Source organism: Colwellia sp. BRX8-4, assembly GCF_014077345.1.
Classification (GTDB): Bacteria; Pseudomonadota; Gammaproteobacteria; order Enterobacterales; family Alteromonadaceae; genus Colwellia_A.
Genome location: NZ_JACGVS010000006.1, coordinates 1 through 25,209 on the forward strand (window position 1 = coordinate 1; position 25,209 = coordinate 25,209).

General features: G+C 38.9%; 9 protein-coding genes. 8 read left to right on the top strand and 1 reads right to left on the bottom strand.

Annotation, left to right across the window (positions count from 1 at the left end; genetic code table 11):
* Positions 1–432: 432 nt before the first annotated feature.
* A complete protein-coding gene (locus H4J56_RS06830) occupies positions 433–2,271 on the bottom strand; it encodes a DEAD/DEAH box helicase (RefSeq protein ID WP_310733833.1) in 1,839 nt (612 codons plus the stop codon).
* Positions 2,272–3,231: 960 nt separating this feature from the next.
* Here H4J56_RS06830 and H4J56_RS06835 point away from each other — a divergent pair.
* The 8 genes from H4J56_RS06835 to H4J56_RS06870 all read left to right on the top strand — a co-directional run bounded on the left by H4J56_RS06835 (position 3,232) and on the right by H4J56_RS06870 (position 24,914).
* The gene (locus tag H4J56_RS06835) at positions 3,232–3,810 is read left to right on the top strand and encodes a PEP-CTERM sorting domain-containing protein (protein ID WP_182259072.1); all 579 of its coding nucleotides are present in this window, start codon (positions 3,232–3,234) and stop codon (positions 3,808–3,810) included.
* Positions 3,811–4,166: 356 nt separating this feature from the next.
* Positions 4,167–16,517: an Ig-like domain-containing protein gene (locus H4J56_RS06840; RefSeq protein ID WP_182259073.1), complete on the top strand. Its 12,351-nt coding sequence runs from the start codon at positions 4,167–4,169 to the stop codon at positions 16,515–16,517.
* Positions 16,518–16,627: 110 nt separating this feature from the next.
* Entirely contained in the window at positions 16,628–18,802 is a 2,175-nt protein-coding gene (locus H4J56_RS06845) for a type I secretion system permease/ATPase (RefSeq protein ID WP_182218377.1), read from the top strand.
* Positions 18,799–20,172 (top strand): HlyD family type I secretion periplasmic adaptor subunit, encoded by a 1,374-nt coding sequence (locus tag H4J56_RS06850; RefSeq protein WP_182222904.1) that lies wholly within the window; start codon positions 18,799–18,801, stop codon positions 20,170–20,172. The genes H4J56_RS06845 and H4J56_RS06850 overlap by 4 nt, the downstream gene beginning before the upstream one ends.
* A 57-nt stretch (positions 20,173–20,229) precedes the next feature.
* Positions 20,230–21,624, top strand: coding sequence for a TolC family outer membrane protein (locus tag H4J56_RS06855; protein WP_182259074.1), 1,395 nt, complete (start codon positions 20,230–20,232; stop codon positions 21,622–21,624).
* On the top strand, positions 21,617–22,255 hold the full coding sequence (locus tag H4J56_RS06860) for an OmpA family protein (protein WP_182259075.1): 639 nt from the start codon (positions 21,617–21,619) through the stop codon (positions 22,253–22,255). The genes H4J56_RS06855 and H4J56_RS06860 overlap by 8 nt, the downstream gene beginning before the upstream one ends.
* Before the next feature lie 63 nt (positions 22,256–22,318).
* Positions 22,319–22,978 (top strand): transglutaminase-like cysteine peptidase, encoded by a 660-nt coding sequence (locus H4J56_RS06865; protein WP_259368166.1) that lies wholly within the window; start codon positions 22,319–22,321, stop codon positions 22,976–22,978.
* 4 nt (positions 22,979–22,982) lie between these two features.
* Complete coding sequence (locus H4J56_RS06870; protein WP_182259076.1) at positions 22,983–24,914, top strand: EAL domain-containing protein; 1,932 nt, start codon at positions 22,983–22,985, stop codon at positions 24,912–24,914.
* Positions 24,915–25,209 lie beyond the last annotated feature (295 nt).

Genomic DNA, 25,209 nt, shown 5'->3' on the forward strand with positions numbered 1-25,209 from the left:
TAATCGAAAGATTAGCGGTTTTTTGCTTTTTGATAGTTAGAAATTTTAAATAAGGGTTTATAGCACTAAACCTTGAGTAGAGTTCAAATCTCTATTTCACCGCCAAACAAAGAAAAACCGCTAATCGAAAGATTAGCGGTTTTTTGCTTTTTGATAGTTAGAAATTATAAATAAGGTTTATAGCACTAAACCTTCGAGTAGAGTTCAAATCCACTCTCACCGCCAAATAAAGAAAAACCGCTAATCGAAAGATTAGCGGTTTTTTGCTTTTTGAAGTTAAAAATTTTAAACATGTGTTTATAGCACTGCTATATCCTTTACTTTACACTCAGATAACCAATTGATTTTAATTTTAAAATTGCTCTGGTTAAGTTTGTGCGTTCATTTTTATATTAGGCTTATCATCTTTTTATTATGTAGTATGTTATGAGCCTATTTGAGCTCATTGGCTTTTCGGTATTTACCTTGATAGTCAAAAAGTCTGTTTTTGACACGCCAGTAGAATTTTTGTTTTCTACCAATGACAAAGTCAGGACACGGCAATATGTTAGCTAACTTTAATGCTTGTTCAAGTGTAGTCACTTCAAACGATCCAGTAGAGCCCAGCTGAACACTAATTTTAGCGCTAAGGCGTTTAGAAAAGATATCATTGAACGCTTTAACTTGATTTGGCTTAGTGAAGTCAAAAGATTCATTGAGTTCAACGCCTTCCTCGTCATGGTAAGTGATTTTTAACTTATCAGCTCCCTTATCACTAACTTTCGTTAAATTAAGACCTGCGCAACGAATAATTTTTGAATCTTTAAGTTGCAGTGCTTTTTTTAACATATCATCGGGGTCAACTAAGACTTCATGACACTGTAAACAGTTACGAGCAGCTATGTCATTTTCACCACCGCAGTGTGGGCATTCTTTAAATACAAAACGATAGTCACATTGGTTATCTGATCCTTGTTCTTCAATCAGGCCTTGGCATCGTCGGCCGTAGTGTTCCACTAGATATCCATCATCATCACAAATGCCCCAAAATAAATTGGGAAATTCACAACTTGGGCAAATAACTTGCACCGGCTGACTTTTACTATTCGGCTTTTTCTCACCAACTTCGGGATGATAGAGGTCAAAATCATTGCCCGTATAGTCAATGACCAAGCAATCTTTTTTGTTATCACTCAAACGCAGACCACGGCCAATGATTTGCTGATAGAGACTAACTGATTGTGTTGGACGTAATATCGCAATCATATCGACATGTGGTGCGTCAAAGCCAGTGGTTAATACTGAAACATTAACTAGGTATTTAATTTCTTTACGCTTAAATGCCTTAATTAACTTATCGCGTTCAGTATTGTCGGTAGCACCGGTAATTAATGCACTCAATTTGGCGGGTAAATAACTAAAGACTTCCTTTGCATGCTCAACTGTAGCGGCAAATATCATAATACCTTGACGTTTATAGCCTAACTCAATGACCTGCTCAATAATGCCTTGAGTCACCCGGGGATTTTTATTTAATAGATGATTGATATCTGTAGGACTATATTCACCCGAGGCGTTTGCTCGCAGGCTACTAAAATCATAATGCTCTATGGTGGCATCGACTAAATTAGGTTCGGTTAAATACTGGCGTTTAATTAAGTAACGAAGGGGTAGTTCATAAATACAGTGCTCAAAAGGTCGCTTTTCTTCACTTCGCATGAAACCACGGTAATGTTTTTTATATATCCAGCCCATACCTAAACGATAAGGGGTTGCGGTTAAACCCAATAATTTAACATCAGGATTAACTTGCATCAATTTTTCAATAATTTGTTGATACTGGTTACTATTGGACAGCTTGCTTGCTTTTTCTTGTGTTTGCTCTTTAGACTTGTCTTTAACCAGCTCAGTGCTGGCTAAGTTAACTCTATGACATTCGTCAATAATAATTAAGGAGTAGGGCTCACTAAAGTCATCTAGATTGCGAGCTGCCGATTGTATACTGGCGAACGTGACTTGGTGCTGAGTTTCTTTCAGTTTTAATCCGGCCGAATAAATACCGGCGGTAACACCATAGCTTTCATATTTTTGATGATTTTGCTCGACCAATTCTTTGACATGGGTGAGTACCAATATTTTTCGCTTTGCCAACCGAGCAAGCTCGGCAATTACCAGACTTTTACCTGAGCCTGTAGGTAAAACAATCACCGCAGATTCGTTGGTTTTTCGAAAGTGTTTAAGCACCGCCGAAACAGCTTCTTGTTGATAATCTCTAAGTTGAAAAACTTCCACGCAGTGCTGTTGCCTTAATAGGGAAATGAAAACAGTCATAATAGCAAAGTAGTGGATAAGTCCAAAATTAAAAACCAACTTTAAACCTTGATTAGTTTGTAGCAGTTAATCTAATAGTAGGGTTTAATAAAAGACTAATATGCTGGGCATTACTGGGAACACCACTGAGGTAATTGAGCCTTAATATGATTTTTTTGCAAAAAGTTATACAAAGTAGTACTGATAGGTAGCTTTACAGTTCCTTCTTAGTAACTAGGGAGTACTTCATAAAAATCAAACAGACAATTTATCTGTTTAATTTCTTATCTATAAAGATCATGAGTTTACTCTAGTTGAAATTTATTGAATAAAACCAGTGCCCATAGACGTCCCATTCTTCACACAAAATATAGAAAAACCGATAATCAAAAGATTATGGTTTTTTGTTTTATAGCGCTCAAATCTCTATAGCAAGTGGTATATAAACACGAAGTTATGAACGCACGAAGCTTTTGCATTTTAGTAATATATGAAAGTTTGAACAAATGAGTGTTAGGAAAGGTTTCATAAGTGATCTCAAACCACTAGGTTACGGTAATGTTTAATGGTGTATTTATGTATTTATCTTTTAAAATACTTAAAATCAGACTAAAAAATTGTACCTGGGAGAGTTAGAAGTATTATCTGCACAATATATTATTATTGCTAACATAAGAGAAAGGTATAAAAATTGAAAATTAGCATAAATTATTAATTCAGGTATCATGTAGCGAAGGTGTTATTAAATTATAATTTTTTTAGTTATGATTTAGTGTCGTGTTTTTTAACAGTTATCAAAAATGAAGTTTATATTTGAATGTTACCCATTGAATTAAATAGGGTTTTATTTTTGGTGTGTATCTTGCATACCACAAGTGTCTTGAAGTAAATGTCGTTATGCGACATCAAATTATTAACCCATTAAGGGCTTAAGGAAGTTGTATGAGTTCTAAAATCATAAATATTGTTGTAGTTTGTGTGTTATCTCTTTTTGTTGTAGAAAGGGCCAATGCGGGACTAATTAAGGGTCAGCTATATTCTGATAATGCTGGTATCCAATGGGAGTATATTAATAGCTTTGATTTAACGCTTGGTGAAAGATATAAACAGAATAACATTATCCAAAATGTTGCAACATTTAATGGCTTAGAAGCAGCAGTCAAATTGTACGGTCCACTTGCTGGTGGCGCCATTTATGCTTTGAGTTCAAATAACTGGGAAGCATACCTTCACTATGAAGGTACGATTGATGGTTTTGTTAATCATGAGGCTTTTTATGACAGCTTTGGTCAGAATGGCGCAATTAGATCTCGTGCTGAAAATATAACGACTGATAATGCCGGTGCTGCTGGTTATAATACAGTTGGTGACTATTCAGCATATATTAAAGACCGAGCACAGGCGGGAAACTTTATGAATCATGTCTTCAAATCAGTGACTACTTCAGTGCCCGAACCATCAACAATTGCTATTTTCTCACTTGCTTTAATTGGATTAGTCTCTCGTAGGTTCAAAAACTAATAATTTTATTATCATCATCAAGGCGGTGTTACTCGATACCGCCATTGTTACAGAACATTAATATCTATTTTGCATGTATTATCTCTATAAATAACATCTATTTAACTGAGATACAGACCCTATACATTGAATCATTATTGTAAGATTAAGTTTTATAATATTTCTGTATTAAAACTTAATCTTTTTATTTAATTTATCTGTTAATCAATTCATTAGAAGACCACCTAAAATACATTGTCTTTAGTCTAAATACTTGTAATATGTAACCTCATAAGTATGTTTACAGTTATCAATCAGCTGCAGTATTTTTAGATTGTCTAGAGTATGTGGTAAGCCAAATCATTAGGAAGTTGTTTATGGAAAACTATACCAACCCAAAAAGTGCACAAGTCATTAATGTTAAAGGTGAAATTCACACCGATGTGGCTGTAAATACTCTATTACAAGTTGGTGATGTCGTTAAAGCAGGCGCCGTTCTTAATTTAATCAAAGGCAGTGAAATTTTATTAGCTTATGCTGATGGAAGTCAGCATAAAGTCTACAGCTACGAAGCTGAGTCGGTAAATGAAATTCGTGTAGATATAATTTCTCCTGATAACAATACAGAAAGTGTTGATAGTGAAGATATCAATAATATTCAGAATGAAATTTCAGCAATTCAAGATTTAATTGATGCTGATATTGATGCAGAGCTTCCTGAAACAACTGCTGGTCTTACTAGTAATGAAGGTACAAGTTTTGCCACGGTAAACAGAACAGGCGATGAAACGTTAGCGCAGGCTGGATACGATACAACAGAACAAAATAATATTTTTGTTTTACCCGGTGATTTAGATAACGAAAATAATAATGATAACTTTGCCTTATTTGATGCTGATGAAAGTGTCACTGTAGCAGAAGATACATCAGCCACAGGTAATGTGCTAGATAATGGTGCCAGCGCAGGCGGCCCATTAAGTGTGATTAACTTTAGTGTTAATGGTAATACTTTCGATGCTGGAGAGACAATTAATCTAGTAGAGGGTGAATTTACCTTAAATGCAGACGGTAGCTATACTTTCATACCTGCTGATAATTTTAATGGCACTGTGCCCGTGGTCAATTACACCGTTACTGATGGTGCAGGTAATACGGATAGTTCTACTTTAACGATTTTAGTAACACCCGTATCAGATCTTACTGATGCGGATGAATCTGTTACAACAGCTGAAGATACCCCTGTTTCTGGCAATGTACTTAATAATGCTGAAACTGCAGATGGTCCTCTGACTATAACGAGCTTTACTGTTGATGGTAATACTTTTAATCCAGGTGATACGGTTACTCTCACTGAAGGTGAGCTAACCTTAAATGCAGATGGTAGTTACACCTTTATACCAAATGACAATTTCAACGGCAGTGTACCCGAGGTCAGCTACACCGTTACTGACGGTGCGGGTGATACAGATAGTTCTACGCTAACAATTTCAGTAACACCGTTATCGGATCTTACTGATGACAATGAATCTGTCACAACAGCTGAAGATACCGCAGTCTCTGGTAACGTTTTGGATAATGCAGCAACTGCAGATGGACCATTAACCGTAACCAGCTTTACTGTTAATGGAAATACTTTTAATGCAGGTGATACGGTAACTATCACTGAAGGCGAACTCACTTTAAATGCCGATGGTAGTTACACTTTTACACCCAATGATAATTTCAATGGTGCTGTGCCCGTAGTCAGCTACATCGTAACTGATGGTGCAGGTGATACGGATAGTTCTACCTTAGCGATTTCAGTAACACCCATATCAGATCTTATTGATGATAATGAGTCTGTTACAACAGCTGAAGATACCCCAGTCTCTGGAAACGTTTTAGATAATGCAGCAACTGCAGATGGACCATTAACCGTAACCAGTTTTACTGTTGATGGAAATACGTATAATGCTGGTGATACCGTTACTCTCGCTGAAGGTGAACTCACCTTAAATGCCGATGGTAGTTACACTTTTACACCAAATGACAATTTCAATGGTGCTGTGCCCTTGGTCAGCTACACCGTTACTGACGGTGCAGGTGATACGGATAGTTCTACCTTAGCGATTTCAGTAACACCCGTATCAGATCTTATTGATGATAATGAGTCTGTTACAACAGCTGAAGATACCCCAGTCTCTGGAAACGTTTTAGATAATGCAGCAACTGCAGATGGACCATTAACCGTAACCAGCTTTACTGTTAATGGAAATACTTTCAATGCAGGTGATACGGTAACTCTCACTGAAGGCGAACTCACTTTAAATGTCGATGGTAGTTACACTTTTACACCAAATGACAATTTCAATGGTGCTGTTCCTGTAATTACTTATACCGTCACAGATGGTGCAGGTGATACGGATAGTTCTACGCTAACAATTTCAGTAACACCGTTATCAGATCTTATTGATGATAATGAATCTGTTACAACAGCTGAAGATACCCCAGTCTCTGGAAACGTTTTAGATAATGCAGCAACTGCAGACGGACCATTAACTGTAACGAGTTTTACTGTTGATGGGAATACGTATAATGCTGGTGATATCGTTACTCTCGCTGAAGGTGAACTCACTTTAAATGCCGATGGTAGTTACACTTTTACACCAAATGACAATTTCAATGGTGCTGTTCCTGCAATTACTTATACCGTCACAGATGGTGCAGGTGATACGGATAGTTCTACCTTAACAATTTCAGTAACACCTTTATCAGATCTTATTGATGATAATGAGTCTGTTACAACAGCTGAAGATACCCCAGTCTCTGGAAACGTTTTAGATAATGCAGCAACTGCAGACGGACCATTAACTGTAACGAGTTTTACTGTTGATGGGAATACGTATAATGCTGGTGATACCGTTACTCTCGCTGAAGGTGAACTCACTTTAAATGCAGATGGTAGTTACACTTTTACACCGAACGATAACTTCAATGGCAGTGTGCCTGTAGTCAGCTACACCGTTATTGATGGTGCCGGTGATACACAGAGTTCAACTTTAACAATTTCAGTAACACCGGTTTCAGATCTTAATGATGACAATGAATCTGTCACAACAGCTGAAGATACAGCAGTTTCTGGCAATGTGCTTAATAACGCTGACAGCCTTGATGGACCATTAACTGTCACAAGCTTTACTGTTGGTGGGAATACGTACAATGCAGGTGACACGGTTACTCTTACGGAAGGTGAGTTAACTTTAAATACCGATGGTAGCTATACTTTTACACCGAACGATAACTTTAACGGTGCCGTGCCCGTGGTCAGCTACATCGTAACTGATGGTGCAGGTGATACGGATAGTTCTACTCTAACAATTTCAGTAACACCTTTATCAGATCTTACTGATGATAATGAATCTGTTACAACAGTTGAAGATACAGCAGTTTCTGGCAATGTGCTTAATAACGCTGACAGCCTTGATGGACCATTAACTGTCACAAGCTTTACTGTTGATGGTAATACTTTTAATCCAGGTGATACGGTAAGTCTTGCTGAAGGCGAGTTAACTTTAAATACTGATGGTAGTTACACTTTTACACCGAACGATAACTTTAACGGTGCCGTGCCAGTGATAAGCTACACCGTTATTGATGGTGCTGGTGACACAGAAATTTCTACCTTAACAATTTCAGTAACACCAGTTTCTGATCTGAGCGATGATAATGAAACTGTCACTGTTGCAGAAGACACAACCGCCACGGGCAATGTCCTCGATAACGCAGAAAGTGCAGATGGACCACTAACTGTTACCAGCTTTACGGTTGGTGGGAATACGTATAATGCAGGTGATACCATTATTCTCACTGAAGGTGAGTTAACCTTAAATACCGATGGTAGTTATACCTTCACACCGAATGATAATTTCAACGGTGCTGTACCCGTTATTACTTATACCGTTACAGATGGTGCTGGTGATACCGAAAGTTCTACGCTAACAATTTCAGTAACTCCAGTTTCAGATTTAAGTGATGATAGTGAAACCGTTTCTGTCGCAGAAGATACAACCGCCACAGGTAATGTCCTTGATAATGCTGAAACAGCCGATGGTCCACTCACGGTAACGAGCTTTACTGTTGGTGGGAATACGTACAATGTAGGTAATACGGTTACCCTTGCTGAAGGTGAACTCATCTTAAATGCAGACGGTAGCTATACCTTCACACCAAATGACAATTTCAATGGTGCTGTGCCTGTGATCAGCTACACCGTTACTGATGGTGCTGGTGACACAGAAATTTCTACTTTAACAATTTCAGTAACACCTTTATCAGATCTTACTGATGACAATGAATCTGTTACAACAGCTGAAGACACAACAGCAACAGGCAATGTGCTTGATAATGCAGAAACTGCAGACGGTCCACTAACTGTTACAAGCTTTACGGTTGGCGGGAATACGTACAATGCAGGTGACACGGTAAGTCTTGCTGAAGGCGAACTCACTTTAAATGCCGATGGTAGTTATACTTTTATACCGAATGATAATTTCAACGGTGCTGTACCCGTTATTACATATACTGTCACAGATGGTGCCGGTGATACCGAAAGTTCTACGCTAACAATTTCAGTGTCACCAGTTTCAGATTTAAGTGATGATAATGAAACCGTTTCTGTCGCAGAAGATACAACCGCCACAGGCAATGTGTTAGATAATGCTGAAACTGCCGATGGTCCAATGACCGTCACTAGCTTTACAGTTGGTGGGAATACGTACAATGCAGGTGACACGGTTACTCTCACGGAAGGTGAGCTCACTTTAAATGCAGACGGTAGCTATACCTTCACACCCAATGACAATTTCAATGGTGCTGTGCCAGTGATCAGCTATACCGTTACTGATGGTGCTGGTGATACTCAGAGTTCTACCTTAACAATTTCAGTGACACCAGTTTCAGATTTAAGCGATGATAATGAAACGGTCACGATATCAGAAGATACAATTGCCACAGGCAATGTGCTTGATAATGCAGAAACTGCTGATGGTCCACTCACGGTAACGAGCTTTACGGTTGGTGGGAATACGTACAATGCAGGTGATACGGTTACTCTTACGGAAGGTGAGTTAACTTTAAATACTGATGGTAGTTACACTTTTACACCGAATGATAATTTCAATGGTGCTGTGCCTGTTATTACTTATACTGTTACTGATGGTGCTGGTGATACACAGACTTCTACCTTAACAATTTCAGTGACACCAGTGTCTGATCTGAGCGATGATAATGAGAATGTCACTGTCGCAGAAGATACAACCGCCACAGGCAATGTGTTAGATAATGCTGAAACAGCAGATGGTCCAATGACCGTCACTAGCTTTACTGTCGGTGGTAATACATATAGTGCAGGTGACACCGTTACCCTCACCGAAGGTGAGTTAACTTTAAATACCGATGGTAGCTATACCTTTACACCGAATGATAACTTCAATGGTGCTGTGCCAGTGATTACTTATACCGTCACAGATGGTGCCGGTGATACACAGAGTTCTACCTTAACTATTTCAGTAACTCCAGTTTCAGATTTAAGTGATGATAGTGAAACTGTCACGATAGCAGAAGACACAACAGCAACAGGCAATGTGTTAGATAATGCTGAAACAGCAGAGGGTCCAATGACCGTCACCAGTTTTACTGTTGGTGGGAATACGTATAATTCAGGTGACACGGTTACCCTCACGGAAGGTGAGTTAACTTTAAATGCAGACGGTAGCTACACTTTCACTCCGAATGATAACTTTAATGGTGCTGTTCCTCTAATTACTTACATTGTTACTGACGGTGCAGGTGACACTCAGAGTTCTACCCTAACCATTTCAGTCACACCGGTTTCTGATTTAAGTGATGATAGTGAAACTGTCACGATAGCTGAAGATACAATTGCTACAGGTAATGTGCTTGATAATTCAGCAACTGCCGATGGACCGTTAACCGTAACGAGTTTTACTGTTGATGGTAATACATATAGTGCAGGTGACACCGTTACCCTCACCGAAGGTGAGTTAACTTTAAATACCGATGGTAGTTATACCTTCACACCTAATGATAATTTCAACGGTGCTGTTCCTGTTATTACATATACAGTTACCGATGGTGTCGGAGATACACAGAGCTCTACACTAACAATTTCAGTAACTCCAGTGTCTGATCTGAGCGATGATAGTGAAACGGTTTCTGTTGCAGAAGACACAACTGCCACGGGCAATGTCCTCGATAACGCAGAAAGTGCAGATGGTCCACTAACTGTTACAAGCTTTACGGTTGGTGGTAATACTTATAATGCAGGTGACACGGTTACTCTTGCTGAGGGTGAACTCACTTTAAATACCGATGGTAGCTATACTTTTACTCCGAATGATAACTTCAATGGTAGCGTACCCGTTATTACTTATACCGTTACTGATGGTGCGGGTGATACTCAGACTTCTACCTTAACAATTTCAGTGACACCAGTTTCTGATCTGAGCGATGATAATGAAACTGTCTCTGTTGCAGAAGATACAACAGCCACAGGCAATATTTTAGACAATGCAGAAACAGCAGATGGTCCACTCACGGTAACCAGCTTTACTGTTGGTGGGAATACGTACAATGCAGGTGATACGGTTACTCTTGCGGAAGGCGAGTTAACTTTAAATACCGATGGTAGTTATACTTTTACTCCGAATGATAACTTCAATGGTGCTGTGCCTGTAATTACTTACATTGTTACTGACAGTGCTGGTGACACTCAGAGTTCTACCCTAACAATTTCAGTAACTCCAGTTTCAGATTTAAGTGATGATAGTGAAACCGTTTCTGTCGCAGAAGATACTACCGCCACGGGTAATGTCCTTGATAATGCTGAAACAGCCGATGGTCCACTCACGGTAACGAGCTTTACTGTTAATGGGAATACGTATAATTCAGGTGATACCGTTACTCTCACTGAAGGTGAGTTAACTTTAAATGCAGATGGTAGTTATACTTTTATACCGAATGATAATTTCAACGGTGCTGTACCCGTTATTACATATACTGTCACAGATGGTGCCGGTGATACCGAAAGTTCTACGCTAACAATTTCAGTGACACCAGTTTCTGATCTAAGTGACGATAATGAAACCGTAAGTGTCGCAGAAGATACAACTGCTACAGGTAATGTCCTCGATAATGCAGAAACAGCAGACGGTCCAATGACCGTCACTAGCTATACTGTTGGTGGGAATACGTACAATGCAGGTGACACGGTTACCCTTGCTGAAGGTGAACTCATCTTAAATGTAGACGGTAGCTATACCTTCACACCAAATGACAATTTCAATGGTGCTGTGCCAGTGATCAGTTACACCGTTACTGATGGTGCTGGTGATACTCAGAGTTCTACACTAACAATTTCAGTGACACCGGTTTCAGATCTAAGTGATGATAGTGAAACTGTTTCTGTTGCAGAAGACACAACCGCCACGGGCAATGTCCTCGATAACGCAGAAAGTGCAGATGGACCACTAACTGTCACCAGTTTTACTGTTGATGGTAATACTTATAATGCAGGTGACACGGTTACTCTCACTGAAGGTGAACTCACTTTAAATACCGATGGTAGCTACACTTTTACACCGAACGATAACTTTAATGGTGCTGTGCCAGTGATCAGCTACACCGTTACTGATGGTGCTGGTGACACTCAGAGTTCTACCCTAACTATTTCAGTGACACCGGTTTCAGATCTGAGTGATGATAGTGAAGCGGTTACGATAGCAGAAGATACAACAGCAACAGGTAATGTCCTCGATAACGCAGCAACTGCAGACGGTCCTTTAACTGTCACTAGCTTTACTGTTGGTGGGAATACGTACAATGCAGGTGATACGGTTACTCTTACGGAAGGTGAGTTAACTTTAAATACCGATGGTAGTTATACTTTTACTCCGAATGATAACTTCAATGGTAGCGTCCCCGTTATTACTTATACCGTTACTGATGGTGCTGGTGACACTCAGAGTTCTACCCTAACTATTTCAGTAACTCCAGTGTCTGATCTGAGCGATGATAGTGAAACTGTCACAATAGCAGAAGATACAACCGCAACAGGTAATGTCCTCGATAACGCAGCAACTGCAGACGGTCCTTTAACTGTTACAAGCTTTACGGTTGGTGGGAATACGTACAATGCAGGTGATACGGTTACCCTTACGGAAGGTGAGTTAACTTTAAATACTGATGGTAGTTACACTTTTACACCGAATGATAACTTCAATGGTGCTGTGCCTGTTATTACTTATACAGTTACCGATGGTGCTGGTGACACTCAGAGTTCTACCCTAACTATTTCAGTAACTCCAGTGTCTGATCTGAGTGATGATAGTGAAACTGTCACAATAGCAGAAGACACAATTGCCACAGGCAATGTCCTTGATAATGCAGAAACAGCCGATGGTCCACTCACGGTAACGAGCTTTACGGTTGGTGGGAATACGTATAATGCAGGTGATACCGTTATTCTCACTGAAGGTGAGTTAACTTTAAATACCGATGGTAGTTATACCTTCACACCTAATGATAATTTCAACGGTGCTGTTCCTGTTATTACATATACAGTTACCGATGGTGCTGGTGATACCGAAAGTTCTACGCTAACAATTTCAGTGTCACCAGTTTCTGATCTAAGTGACGGTAATGAAACCGTAAGTGTCGCAGAAGATACAACTGCTACAGGTAATGTCCTCGATAACGCAGCAACTGCAGACGGTCCATTAACTGTAACGAGTTTTACTGTTGGTGGGAATACCTATAATGCAGGTGATACCGTTACTCTTACGGAAGGCGAGTTAACTTTAAATACCGATGGTAGTTACACTTTTACACCGAACGATAACTTCAATGGTGCTGTGCCTGTGATTACTTATACCGTCACAGATGGTGCTGGTGATACCGAAAGTTCTACCCTAACAATTTCAGTGACACCCGTATCAGATCTTATTGATGACAATGAATCTGTTACAACCGCTGAAGACACAACAGCAACAGGTAATGTCCTTGATAATGCAGAAACTGCAGACGGTCCACTAACTGTTACAAGCTTTACTGTTGGTGGAAGCACTTACAATGCAGGTGATACGGTTACTCTTACTGAAGGTGAGTTAACTTTAAATACCGATGGTAGTTATACCTTCACACCAAATGACAATTTCAACGGTGCTCTTCCTGTTATTACATATACAGTTACCGATGGTGCCGGAGATACACAGAGCTCTACACTAACAATTTCAGTGACACCGGTTTCAGATTTAAGTGATGATAGTGAAACGGTTACGATAGCTGAAGATACAATTGCTACAGGTAATGTCCTCGATAACGCAGAAACAGCAGACGGTCCAATGACCGTCACTAGCTTTACTGTTGGTGGGAATACGTACAATGCAGGTGACACGGTTACTCTTGCGGAAGGTGAACTCACCTTAAATGCAGACGGTAGCTACACTTTTACACCGAATGACAACTTTAATGGTGCTGTACCTGTAATTACTTACATTGTTACTGACGGTGCAGGTGACACTCAGAGTTCTACTCTAACCATTTCAGTAACACCGGTTTCTGATTTAAGTGATGATAGTGAAACTGTCACGATAGCTGAAGATACAATTGCTACAGGTAATGTGCTTGATAATGCTGAAACTGCAGACGGTCCAATGACCGTCACCAGCTTTACTGTTGATGGTAATACATATAGTGCAGGTGACACCGTTACCCTCACTGAAGGTGAGTTAACTTTAAATACCGATGGTAGTTATACCTTTACACCTAATGACAATTTCAACGGTGCTGTTCCTGTAATTACTTACATTGTTACTGACGGTGCAGGTGATACACAGACTTCTACCTTAACGATTTCAGTAACTCCAGTTTCTGATCTGAGCGATGATAATGAAACTGTCACTGTTGCAGAAGATACAACAGCCACAGGCAATGTGTTAGACAATGCAGAAACTGCTGATGGTCCACTCACGGTAACCAGCTTTACTGTTGGTGGGAATACGTACAATGCAGGTGACACAGTTACTCTCACTGAAGGTGATCTCACCTTAAATGCAGACGGTAGCTATACCTTCACACCAAATGAAAACTTTAATGGTGCTGTGCCTGTTATTACTTATACAGTTACTGATGGTGCTGGTGATACCGAAAGTTCTACTCTAACAATTTCAGTGACACCAGTTTCAGATTTAAGTGATGATAGTGAAATTGTCACTGTTGCAGAAGATATAATTGCTACAGGTAATGTGCTTGATAATGCTGAAACAGCCGATGGTCCACTCACGGTTACCAGCTTTACGGTTGGTGGGAATACGTACAATGAAGGTGACACGGTTACTCTTACGGAAGGCGAGCTCACCTTAAATGCAGACGGTAGCTACACCTTTACACCCAATGACAATTTCAACGGTGCCGTGCCAGTGATCAGCTACACCGTTACCGATGGTGCTGGTGATACTCAGAGTTCTACACTAACAATTTCAGTGACACCGGTTTCAGATCTAAGTGATGATAGTGAAACTGTTTCTGTTGCAGAAGATACAACCGCCACAGGCAATGTGTTAGATAATGCTGAAACAGCAGATGGACCGTTAACAGTCACCAGCTTTAGCATTGATGGTAATACATATAATACAGGTGACACTGTTACTCTTACGGAAGGTGATGTCACCTTAAATGCAGACGGTAGCTACACCTTTACACCAAATGACGATTTCAACGGTGCTGTGCCAGTGATCAGCTACACCATTACCGATGGTGCCGGTGATACCGATCTGTCGACCTTAACGATTGCGGTCACGCCGGTGAACGATCCCCCGGTTGCGGCTAATGATAGTTTTAGTGTTAACGAAGGCACGAGTGTTTCGGGCAATGTGATCAGCCATGACGACGGCGATGGCGTGAGTGATAACGATGGTGGCGATGGTGGCGATGGTGCTAGCCTGAGCGTGACTCAAGTCAATGGCGTTGATTTAGTCTTTGACCCAGTAACGGGTGAAGCCCGTGTAGATATCAAAGATGGTTTTATCTTGATCAAGGCCGATGGCAGTTTTACTTACACCCAAAACGGCAATGAACCGGTGGGTGCTGCGCCAAGTTTCACGTATACCTTAAGTGATGGTACCGATACCGATATGGGGACGGTGACGATTGACGTGATACCGGTGAACGATCCCCCGGTTGCGGCTGATGATAGTTTTAGTGTTAACGAAGGCTCGAGTGTTTCGGGCAATGTGATCAGCCATGACGACGGCGATGGCGTGAGTGATAACGATGGCGGCGATGGTGCTAGCCTGAGCGTGACTCAAGTTAATGGCGTTGATTTAGTCTTTGACCCAGTAACGGGTGAAGCCCGTGTAGATATCAAAGACGGTTTTATCTTGATCAAGGCTGATGGCAGTTTTACTTACACCCAAAACGGCAATGAGCCGGCGGGTGCTGCGCCAAGTTTCACGTATACCTTAAGTGATGGTACCGATACCGATATGGGGACGGTGACGATTGACGTGATACCGGTGAACGATCCCCCGGTTGCGGCTGATGATGGCTTTAATATTGATGAAGGGGAAAGTGTTTCAGGCAATATTATACTTCATCACGATGGTGATGGTGTTATCGATACTGATGGTGGTGACGGTTCAACATTAGTGATTACTCATATTAATGGCGTCGAACTAAGCTTTGGAACAGATGGCTTTGCTATTATTAATGTCGAAGGGGGTATTTTAAGTATTAATGCTAGTGGCGACTTTACTTATCAAAATAGTGAGGGCTATGTTTTAGGCGCTACTCCACCAAGTTTTGAATACAGCTTAAGTGATGGCACCGATACCGATACAGCAACGGTAACTATCAGTATTAATGACTCAGCGCCTGATGCGGTTGATGATTATAATAACGTTGTATTTACCGAGAGAAGAGGGGTTACTACCCGTTATGGTATCGGTGGGAATATTATCAACGATGGAAGCAGCGGTGATAACCAGGATACATCAGATGACGGCACTGTAACCTTAGTTCAATTTGTATACGACGGACAAGTATACGTATTTGATGCTAGTAACACTTCCTACACAATAGACACCGGTTTTGGTGTTTTTGTTATGGATAATACCGGGCAATATAGTTTTAGCTTACCATTTGGAACGGACGCTAGTATCATCCCTTCATCGATTGAAATCGTCTACACCGTCCAAGATGGTGATACTGTTAATGCTGAAACAGATGATGCAACCTTAACCATAACATTTACAAATGCTAATGATGCTAACAACGCCAACGATACTAATGATGAGAGCTCTGCTTTATCTAACGGCGAACTTATCGACTTGTCTTTTAGTGAATCAGCTACCAGCCAAAGTCTAGGCAATCAAGGTCCAAGCCTTGCAACTGATTATGATTTAAGTGATCTTTTGGTGCAAAGCCAGAGTGAAACTTTTATGTTTGATGAATTTTCGCAAAGTGACTTAAATACAGATCAAGAAACTGAAGTTACAGTTATCTACGCAGACGAAAACTTGACCTTAGAAAATATTGATCAGGTCGACGCGCTTTCAAATACTGAAACAATAATCACCAATAATTTCTTAAATAAAGGTGTAACATTGAACAGTGATGCGTCATCAGAAATTGTGCCATTGCCCATTGAACTCGACACTTCAGACCAGATATGATTAAGTCGAGTAAATTAATTAGCAAAACATAACAAGTACAATGAGCTAATGATGAGATGTATTTTCCAACATCATTAGCTTATTCGCTTTTTTAAGGGATAACATACTAGGTGCAATCAACAGTGCAACAGTCAACTCAATGGACAATTAACGCTTCACAAAAGTTAAGTTCAGACCCTCTGTTAGACAGTTTAGTGCTTATAACAGAGCATTATGGTAACCCTTGCTCTCCTGAAGCGCTTGCGGCTGGTTTACCACTTACTGGTGCTAATCTTACACCAGAGCTGTTACCTCAAGCAGCATCTCGCGCAGGGTTAAGTGCAAAATTAGTGCGTAAAGGCTTGAATGAATTACCCTCAATGTTGTTACCTTGTATTTTGATGCTAAAAGATAAAAAAGCCTTAGTATTACAAGAACTCGATATTGAAAAAAATATAGCAACAGTTTCTTTACCTGAAACTGGCGGTGAAGAACAGTTAACTATTGAGGAATTAGAATCGAGTTTTGTTGGTTATTTATTTTTAATAAAGCAGCAATATCGCGGTGATAGAAATTTTGATGTTCATCTTAATAGTTCAAAAGAACATTGGTTATGGCAGAAAATTAAGAATACTTCATCGATATACCGAGATGTAATTATTGCGTCAGTAATGATCAATGTTTTTGCTCTGGTATCTCCACTTTTTGTGATGAATATTTATGACAAAGTGATACCTAATCTCGCTTTTGAATCGCTTTGGGTACTCGCCATTGGTGCCGGTGTCGCTTATATTTTTGATTTTATTTTAAAACAACTTCGTGGTTATCTAATTGATGTTGCGGGCAAGAAAATTGATATTGAAGTTTCTTCAAAATTATTTGCTAAAGTGATTGGTATACCGCTTGAAAAACGCTCCCCAAGTGTTGGCGGAATGGCAAAGCAGCTGAGTGAATTTGACAGTGTTAGAGAGTTTTTGTCTTCTGCGACAATAAGTGCCTTAGTTGACTTACCTTTTGCTGTGCTTTTTATGTTTTGTATTTGGCTTGTTGCAGGAGACTTAGTGATGTTTCCAATTATTGCCTCAATACTTATCATTGGCTACACATTATTAAATCAATCTAAACTGCGTAAAGCGATAGAAGAAAGTAATAAGTTTTCGGGTTTACGCCATGGACATCTGATTGAGTGTTTAAGCGCTTTAGAATCTATTAAAGCTAATGGCGCAGAAGGTGTTGTGCAAAGAGCTTGGCAGCAAATGGTTGGTCATACCTCGACCTGGTTACTTAAATCTAAAATGATCACTAATTCGGTCTTAAATTTTGCGAGTTTTATTGTACAAATATCAGTAGTCGCCGTTGTAGTGTTAGGTGTCTATCGGGTATCGGAAAACTTAATCTCGATGGGGGGAATTATAGCGGCTGTTATGTTAACCGGTCGTGCTATATCTCCTATTGCTAAGCTTGCTGGTCTAATGACGCGCTCTAATCAAACCTTAAGTGCTTTGAAACAACTTGATACTTTAATGGAGCAAGAAGGCGAATTTGAAGACAAAGCTCATTTGGTTAGTCGAACAAAACTCAGCGGCAATATAAATGCTGAAAATATCAGTTTTAAGTACCCTAATGCAGAAAGCGACTCTTTGCAGCCAATGTCAGTAAAAATTAATCAAGGAGAAAGAATTGCCATTGTTGGTCATAATGGTTCGGGTAAAACAACGCTGGCTAAATTACTATTAGGTCTTTATCAGCCAAGCAAGGGTAGCATTCAATTTGATGGTTTAAATCACCGGCAAATTCACCCTAGTGACTTACGAAAAAACATTGGCTATTTACCACAAGATATTGTCTTATTTCATGGTACCATCCGCGACAATATCCTCTTTGGTACTCGTCAAGTTACTGAGTATCAACTTATTAGAGCGGTTCAATTGTCTGGTGTCAGTGCTTTTACCGATCATAATAGTCAAGGCCTTGACCAACAAGTGGGGGAAAGTGGTAGTGCATTATCACGTGGCCAGAGACAGTCAATTGTTTTAGCCAGAGCGATATTAAATTCACCTCAAATATTACTGTTAGATGAGCCAACCGCGAGTCTTGATGCTCGTGCTGAAAAGAAGTTTATTGAAGCAATCAATGCAACGGCAAAAGATCGCACTATGTTATTAATTACCCATAAAATGGATTTATTAAAATTGGTTGACCGCATTCTTGTTTTAGATAAAGGTAAATTGATTATTGACGGTCCAAAAGATAAAGTATTAGCGCAACTCAAAGGCGAAAATTTAAATCAAGAGGCGAACTTATGAAGGTTAGCCAACAAGACCTAGAAATGGCTGACGATGTATATGGTGCAATGCTAACGGAAGTGCCAAGTTTACATCGGTTAACTATATGGGCAATGGCCGCATTACTTTTTTGTTTTCTTATTTGGTCATATTTTTCTGAACTTCAACAAGTTACTTCAGGAATGGGCAAGGTAATACCATCAACTCAAGTACAAATTATACAAAGTTTAGATGGTGGTGTATTACAAAAACTCTTTGTTCAAGAAGGTATGCAAGTAATTAAAGGGCAACCGATTGCAAGTATTGATGATACTCGCTTTAGATCTGACTTTGCAGAACAAAAACAGGAGGTGAGTAGTCTGAGAGCGAATGTCATTCGCCTTAGAGCCGAGCTTTCAAGTATATTGATTGGTGTTAGCGAAAGTTGGCAACGACAAATAGAAATAAATATAAAAGTACCCGTTTACCCAGACGATTTACAACAAAACGCTAAGTTTATGGTTGAAAGACAACAAGAAGAGTATTCTGGAAGAATAGACAATTTAATCAATCAATTAGCAATTCAAGCCCAGCAGATACAACAAAGGGAACAAGAAGTTGCTGAATTAGTTTCGAAAATTAATACCTTAAAAATAAGTTATGAGATAGCCAGTAAAGAACTCGACTTAACACGACCGCTTGCAGAAAAAAACATTGTTTCAAAAATCGAACTCTATAAGTTAGAACGTAGCGTGAATGAGCTTAAAGGTGAATTAAGTGCGGTTCGTTTGTTAGCACCAAAATTAAAGTCTGCCATACAAGAGTCAATTTTAAATCGTCGAGAAACAGCACTTGCTTATAGAACAGAAGCGAGATCAGAGCTTAATGAATTAGAGAATAAACTATCTCGAATTAATGAATCACAGGTTGGTGCTCAAGATAAAGTAACGAAAGCATTAATTTTATCGCCGGTTATTGGTACTATTAAAACCATACACATTAATACCTTAGGTGGAGTAGTTAAGCCGGGTGAAACCATTGCTGAAATTGTGCCCACCGAAGATAAATTGATGGTTGAAGCAAAAATTAAGCCCAGAGATATTGCGTTTATTTATCCTGGGTTGCCAGCTGTTGTTAAGATCACTGCCTATGACTTTACAAGATATGGCGGGTTAACGGGTAAAGTAGAGCACATAAGTGCCGATACAACACAGGATGAAGAGGGAAACAGTTTTTATCTTATTAGAGTACGCACAGATGCTTCAAGCATTAAGAATAAAAATGGCAAAGAAATGCCAATTATTCCAGGTATGCTAACAGATGTTGATGTTATTACGGGTAAACGAACAATTTTAGAATATATTTTAAACCCCATATTACGGGCGAATGAGGCTGCACTAAGGGAACGGTAAGGCTTATCTAATAGCAATTAATAATAATAAGAATATGGAGTATTTATAAATAACATTATGTTTAAATTAAATAAAGTAACTATGGTTTGGTGTTTAGGCTTATCGGGATTATATTCCGCTAATAGCTATGCCCAAAGTTTAGAGGCAGCCGTTGCAAACGCACTTGATACACATCCTGATATTCGTCAGACATTTGCACGATTTAAATCTAAAGAAGAAGATGTTAATCGTGCTTCAGCAGGCTATTTTCCAACTATTGATTTAACTGCTGGTTATGGTTATGAATATACAGATACTCCCGGAAATAGACGAAATGCTACCATCGGCGATGACGGTGAAACTGAATTAGCCCGTGGTGAATTTGGTGTTAGTATTAAACAAATTCTTTTTGATGGCATGTACACGAGTAATGAAATAGATAGAACTAAATTCGAAGCGAGCGCTGAGCAATGGACATTAATTGCCAATGCAGAAGATCTTGCGTTACAAGTGGCTAAAGCCTATTTAAATTTTATAAAAACAGATGAGCTTGTTAAATTATCAGCAATAAACATTGCCTCACACCAAGTCATTTATGATCAAATAAAAGAACGTACTGATTCAGGCCTGGGTAATATTGCTGACTTGTCTCAAGTTACAGGCCGGCTAGCTCGCGCGCAAGCTAACATGATTTCGGCGCGTAATAATAATCTTGACGCTAGGTCACAATTTATTCGTTTAACGAATACTCAACCGAGTAATCTTGTGCTACCAGTACCTGATGCCGATATGTTACCTAAAAATAAAGCAACAGGGTTAACTCTAGCAATAAAACGTCATCCGGTAATTAAAGCTGCTCAGCAAGATATAAATGCGGCTCGTTCATTTAAAAACTCAATAAACGCTAGATATTACCCAACCTTATCTTTAGAGCTCGGTGTGAATTCTGACAATGATATTGGTGGTGAAAGTGGTATTAATCGATTTGGCGCTGACGTAGGTGGTCATCGAAACGATGCAACAGCAATGCTGCGCTTGCGCTACAACTTTTACTCGGGTGGAAAAGACATTGCTACCGAACGAAGTGCAGCCTATAAAATTTCAGAAGCGCAGGAAATTAATTATAACGCTCACCGTCAAGTTACTGAAAGCTTTGGTCTTTCGTGGAATGCTTTTGAAATGTTAGCTTTACAAAAAACATATCTAAAGCAACATGTTATTACATCTAAAGATACACAGGCAGCCTACAAACAGCAGTTCGATATTGGGCAGCGAAATCTTCTCGATCTGCTTGATACCGAAAATGAATTGTTTCAAGCTCGTAAGGATTACCTTGATGCAGACTTTAATGAATTAAGCGCTCAGTATCGTTTGTTAAATGCAACAGGCCTGCTACTTGATTCATTGAGAGTAACAAGATCATCAAAATGGAAAGGTGAACACGAATACGAACAAGGAGCTTACGATGAATAAGTTATCAATTAAGCCAATAGATGTTACGGCAAAATATTTAGTGGTCGCTTTTGCAGTATTATTTATTAGTGCTTGTGCTGATACTCCTGTAGTCATATTAGAAGACTCGGTACAGCAGCTTTATGATTTAACTGATTATGACAGTGATGGTGTAGTAAAAGCGCGTGAAAAATGTGATGGGACTTCTATTGGTGCTGCGATTGACAATTATGGTTGTGGTACTCAAACGTCTAAAATAATGCCTTTTAAAATTGATGTTAAATTTGTTAACAATTCTTATCAACTGTCAGACCAAGCAAATGAAGACATCAGTAAGTTAGCAGAACTTCTTAAAATGAATCCGCAAATCAATGTAGTGATTGAAGGGCATAGCAGTAAAGTTGGCGTGGCAAAATTAAATCAAGTGCTGTCAAATAATCGCGCTAAAGCGGTTGCTTTGGTACTAATCAATGATTTTAAAATTAATGAAGAGCGTATCTCTTCAATTGGTTATGGCTTTGAACGCTTAGAAAACTTAGCAGATACTGAACAAGCGCATGCTGAAAATCGTCGTATAATGGCCGAGATATCTCATATAGAAAAAATTGATGATCTCAAATGGACCATTTATACAGTGAACCAAGCTAATTAATTATTAATGAGTAGCATTAGAAGAAGTTCTTTTTTTAAATGGATGGTCATCAAGCCCATCCAAATGCTTCTCATCACCACAATATGTTTAGCGGCTATATTTGCTCAATCTACACAGCCCCTTAATGAAAAAGAAATTGTCTCATCATTAGAAAAAAGTTATGGAGAAAGAGCAGGTAAAAGAGGCAAAGCCTGGTTTAAATTAATGCAACCAAAAGTTCAACATTCACCCTTAGAAACATTACAAGAAGTTAATCAATTCTTTAATATTTTTAGGTTTATTGATGATAGTAAACTTTGGGGGGTGAGCAATTATTGGGCGACACCTATCGAATTTATCGGTGTTAATGGTGGCGATTGCGAAGACTATTCAATTGCTAAATATTTTACCTTATTAGAGATGGGTATTGCAGATGAAAAAATGAGGATCACTATGGTAAAAGCCGTGAAACTTAATCAATACCATATGGTACTCGCTTACTACGAAACGCCTAGTGCCGTACCATTAATTTTAGATAATCTAGACGGTGTTATAAAACCCGCCAATCAGCGCAACGATCTGATCCCTATATATAGTTTTAATGCCAGTCAATTATGGTTGAACAAAGCAAAGGGGCAAGGAATTCTTAGTGGAAAATCATCAAAGCTTAAACTTTGGCGAGACTTAAGACAGCGTATAACTACTTCAAAACTTAAACAACCCAAAATTAAAATGGAGTTTTAAGACCATGACCCTATTTAGAGAAATAAACTCATTACTGTTCGCACTTTTTTTACTAGTTATGACCAGTTTAGTTTATTTTCAATTTACACAAACCCGCGACTTTATGAATCAGCAGATGGATTCTGATTTAAACAACACTATAACTTCGTTAGGTTTAATGTTGAGGCCTCATATTGAAACCGGAGATGTAGCCACAGCAGAAACCTTGGTTAATGTCATTTTTGAAGGCAGTTTCTATCGCAAGGTGACCCTTAAATGGCTAGTTGATGGCAAAGAACAAATTTGGGAAAACCCAATTGTTATTGAAGGGGTTCCACAATGGTTTATAAATCTAGATTTATTTGCCATACAAAAGAAAGAAAGTTTAATTACCTCAGGTTGGTTGCAACTAGCAACAATTGAAATCGAAGGTCATCCCGCGTTGGGTTATCAAGAATTATGGCGGGTGATGAATGACACTTTGATGATTTTATCTTTGCTTTTTATTCTTTCTATTATTGTTTTAAGGTTCAAATTGAACCGAATTTTAAAACCGTTACATAATGTAGCTATACACGCGAAAAATATTTCACAACGTAAGTTTGGTCAAGACCTTGAGTTACCAAAAACTATAGAATTACAAGATGTCGTTGGCGCGATTAATTCGATGTCAGGACAGTTAAAACAAATATTTTCGACCTTGGATGAAGAGGTTAATGAATTAAAAGAAGATAAATTTATCGATCAGGTTTCTCAATTGCCTAATCGACAATATTTGTCTGCACAAATCAATAATTGGTTAAATGAGCCTGGTTTTGGCGGACTTATTTTAGCTAAGTTTGATTGGCTTGAAGATGTTCATAGTAAGTATGGCTATCAAGGCCGAGATGAAATTATTAAAGTTGTGTCAAAACGAATGCAAGCCGAGTTGCCAGAAATCAGCGAATGTATTATTGCACGAATTGCCAACACCGAATTTGCATTTTTGATCACTAAAGCAGAAAAAAGTGTCATAAAAGTCTACTTACAGTCATTAATTCGGATCATTAATCAAGAGATAGCGAAAGCAGGTTGCACACCTAATACTCGTTTTGCCTTAGGTGTTAGTCAACGCATTGATAACATGAATTCGGCTGACTTGTTATCTCAATCTGATAATGCACTACAACAAGCACAACGCGAGCATAAAATAAGTCATTGGATAGATGCGGATCAACCACAAAAATATAGCCGTGAACAATGGCGCAGTAAATTGGTTGATTCTATTAATAACAACCATTTTAGTTTTCAATGGCAGCCAATTTTAGCTATGACGACTCAACAAGTTATTCAGCGCGAAATATATTGTCGTTTATACATAGACAAACAAATTGTCACCGCATCTGAGTTTATGCCATTTATAGAGTTGTTATCGTTAGGTGCTCAGCTAGACAGATGTTTATTGCAGTCAATCGAACAGCAGAATATTTTGGCCCTTGCAGATGAGGGCATCGCGATTAATTTAACGCATGATAGTTTAAAAGATCCACAATTTATTCAATGGTTAGCGCAATACCTTAAGCAATCCGCCTATGCCGAACGTATTTCTTTTGAAATACCCGAATCAGCAGCCATAACCTCGTTTGAGCAATGTTATCAGCTAGCAGAAATTGTAAGAGCAGCGGGTGCTAAGATAGGTATTGACCAGTGTGGTCGTCAAATTGGCTCTTTAGAATATTTACAAAAACTCTTACCTAATTATATAAAATTAGACTTATCTTTCGCTTATTATGAGAAGTTAAATCACAATAAAGAACTTTGCCGTGCGCTAGTCAATGTGGCGAAAGGACTGAATATCTCGGTTATTATTACTGGAATTGAAGACCAAGCGCAATTAGCAGATTTTAATTCATTAAAAGCAGAGGGTTATCAAGGCTATATTTCTCCGGTTGAAGACGTTGATATTAATCTCAGTTAAATTTATGGGTGTTAAAGTTTTAATAGCTTAATAATTTAGCTCTGCTATCTAGATTAAGTGTTTTTTAGGCACTATTTTATGAAAGAGACAATATTCATCTTTTGTCTCTTTAAGGAATGCTATAAGTGGAGAAAATTTTTATCAAATATTTACCCATATATAGCAACGCCAGTAAAATATGAAAACGTTACGCTTCTTAATTTAATCCATTACAAAAAAATTAATGACAATAGGATTAATCAATTATTAGCGCAAGCAAACAACATTATTGCTTTTTTGTACAGAACCTTGGACT

Coding starts and splice junctions, on each gene's coding strand:
- H4J56_RS06865 (WP_259368166.1), top strand. CDS start 22,319: ATGCTTCTCATCACCACAATATGTTTAGCGGCTATATTTGCTCAATCT.
- H4J56_RS06870 (WP_182259076.1), top strand. CDS start 22,983: ATGACCCTATTTAGAGAAATAAACTCATTACTGTTCGCACTTTTTTTA.
- H4J56_RS06835 (WP_182259072.1), top strand. CDS start 3,232: ATGAGTTCTAAAATCATAAATATTGTTGTAGTTTGTGTGTTATCTCTT.
- H4J56_RS06850 (WP_182222904.1), top strand. CDS start 18,799: ATGAAGGTTAGCCAACAAGACCTAGAAATGGCTGACGATGTATATGGT.
- H4J56_RS06860 (WP_182259075.1), top strand. CDS start 21,617: ATGAATAAGTTATCAATTAAGCCAATAGATGTTACGGCAAAATATTTA.
- H4J56_RS06855 (WP_182259074.1), top strand. CDS start 20,230: ATGTTTAAATTAAATAAAGTAACTATGGTTTGGTGTTTAGGCTTATCG.
- H4J56_RS06840 (WP_182259073.1), top strand. CDS start 4,167: ATGGAAAACTATACCAACCCAAAAAGTGCACAAGTCATTAATGTTAAA.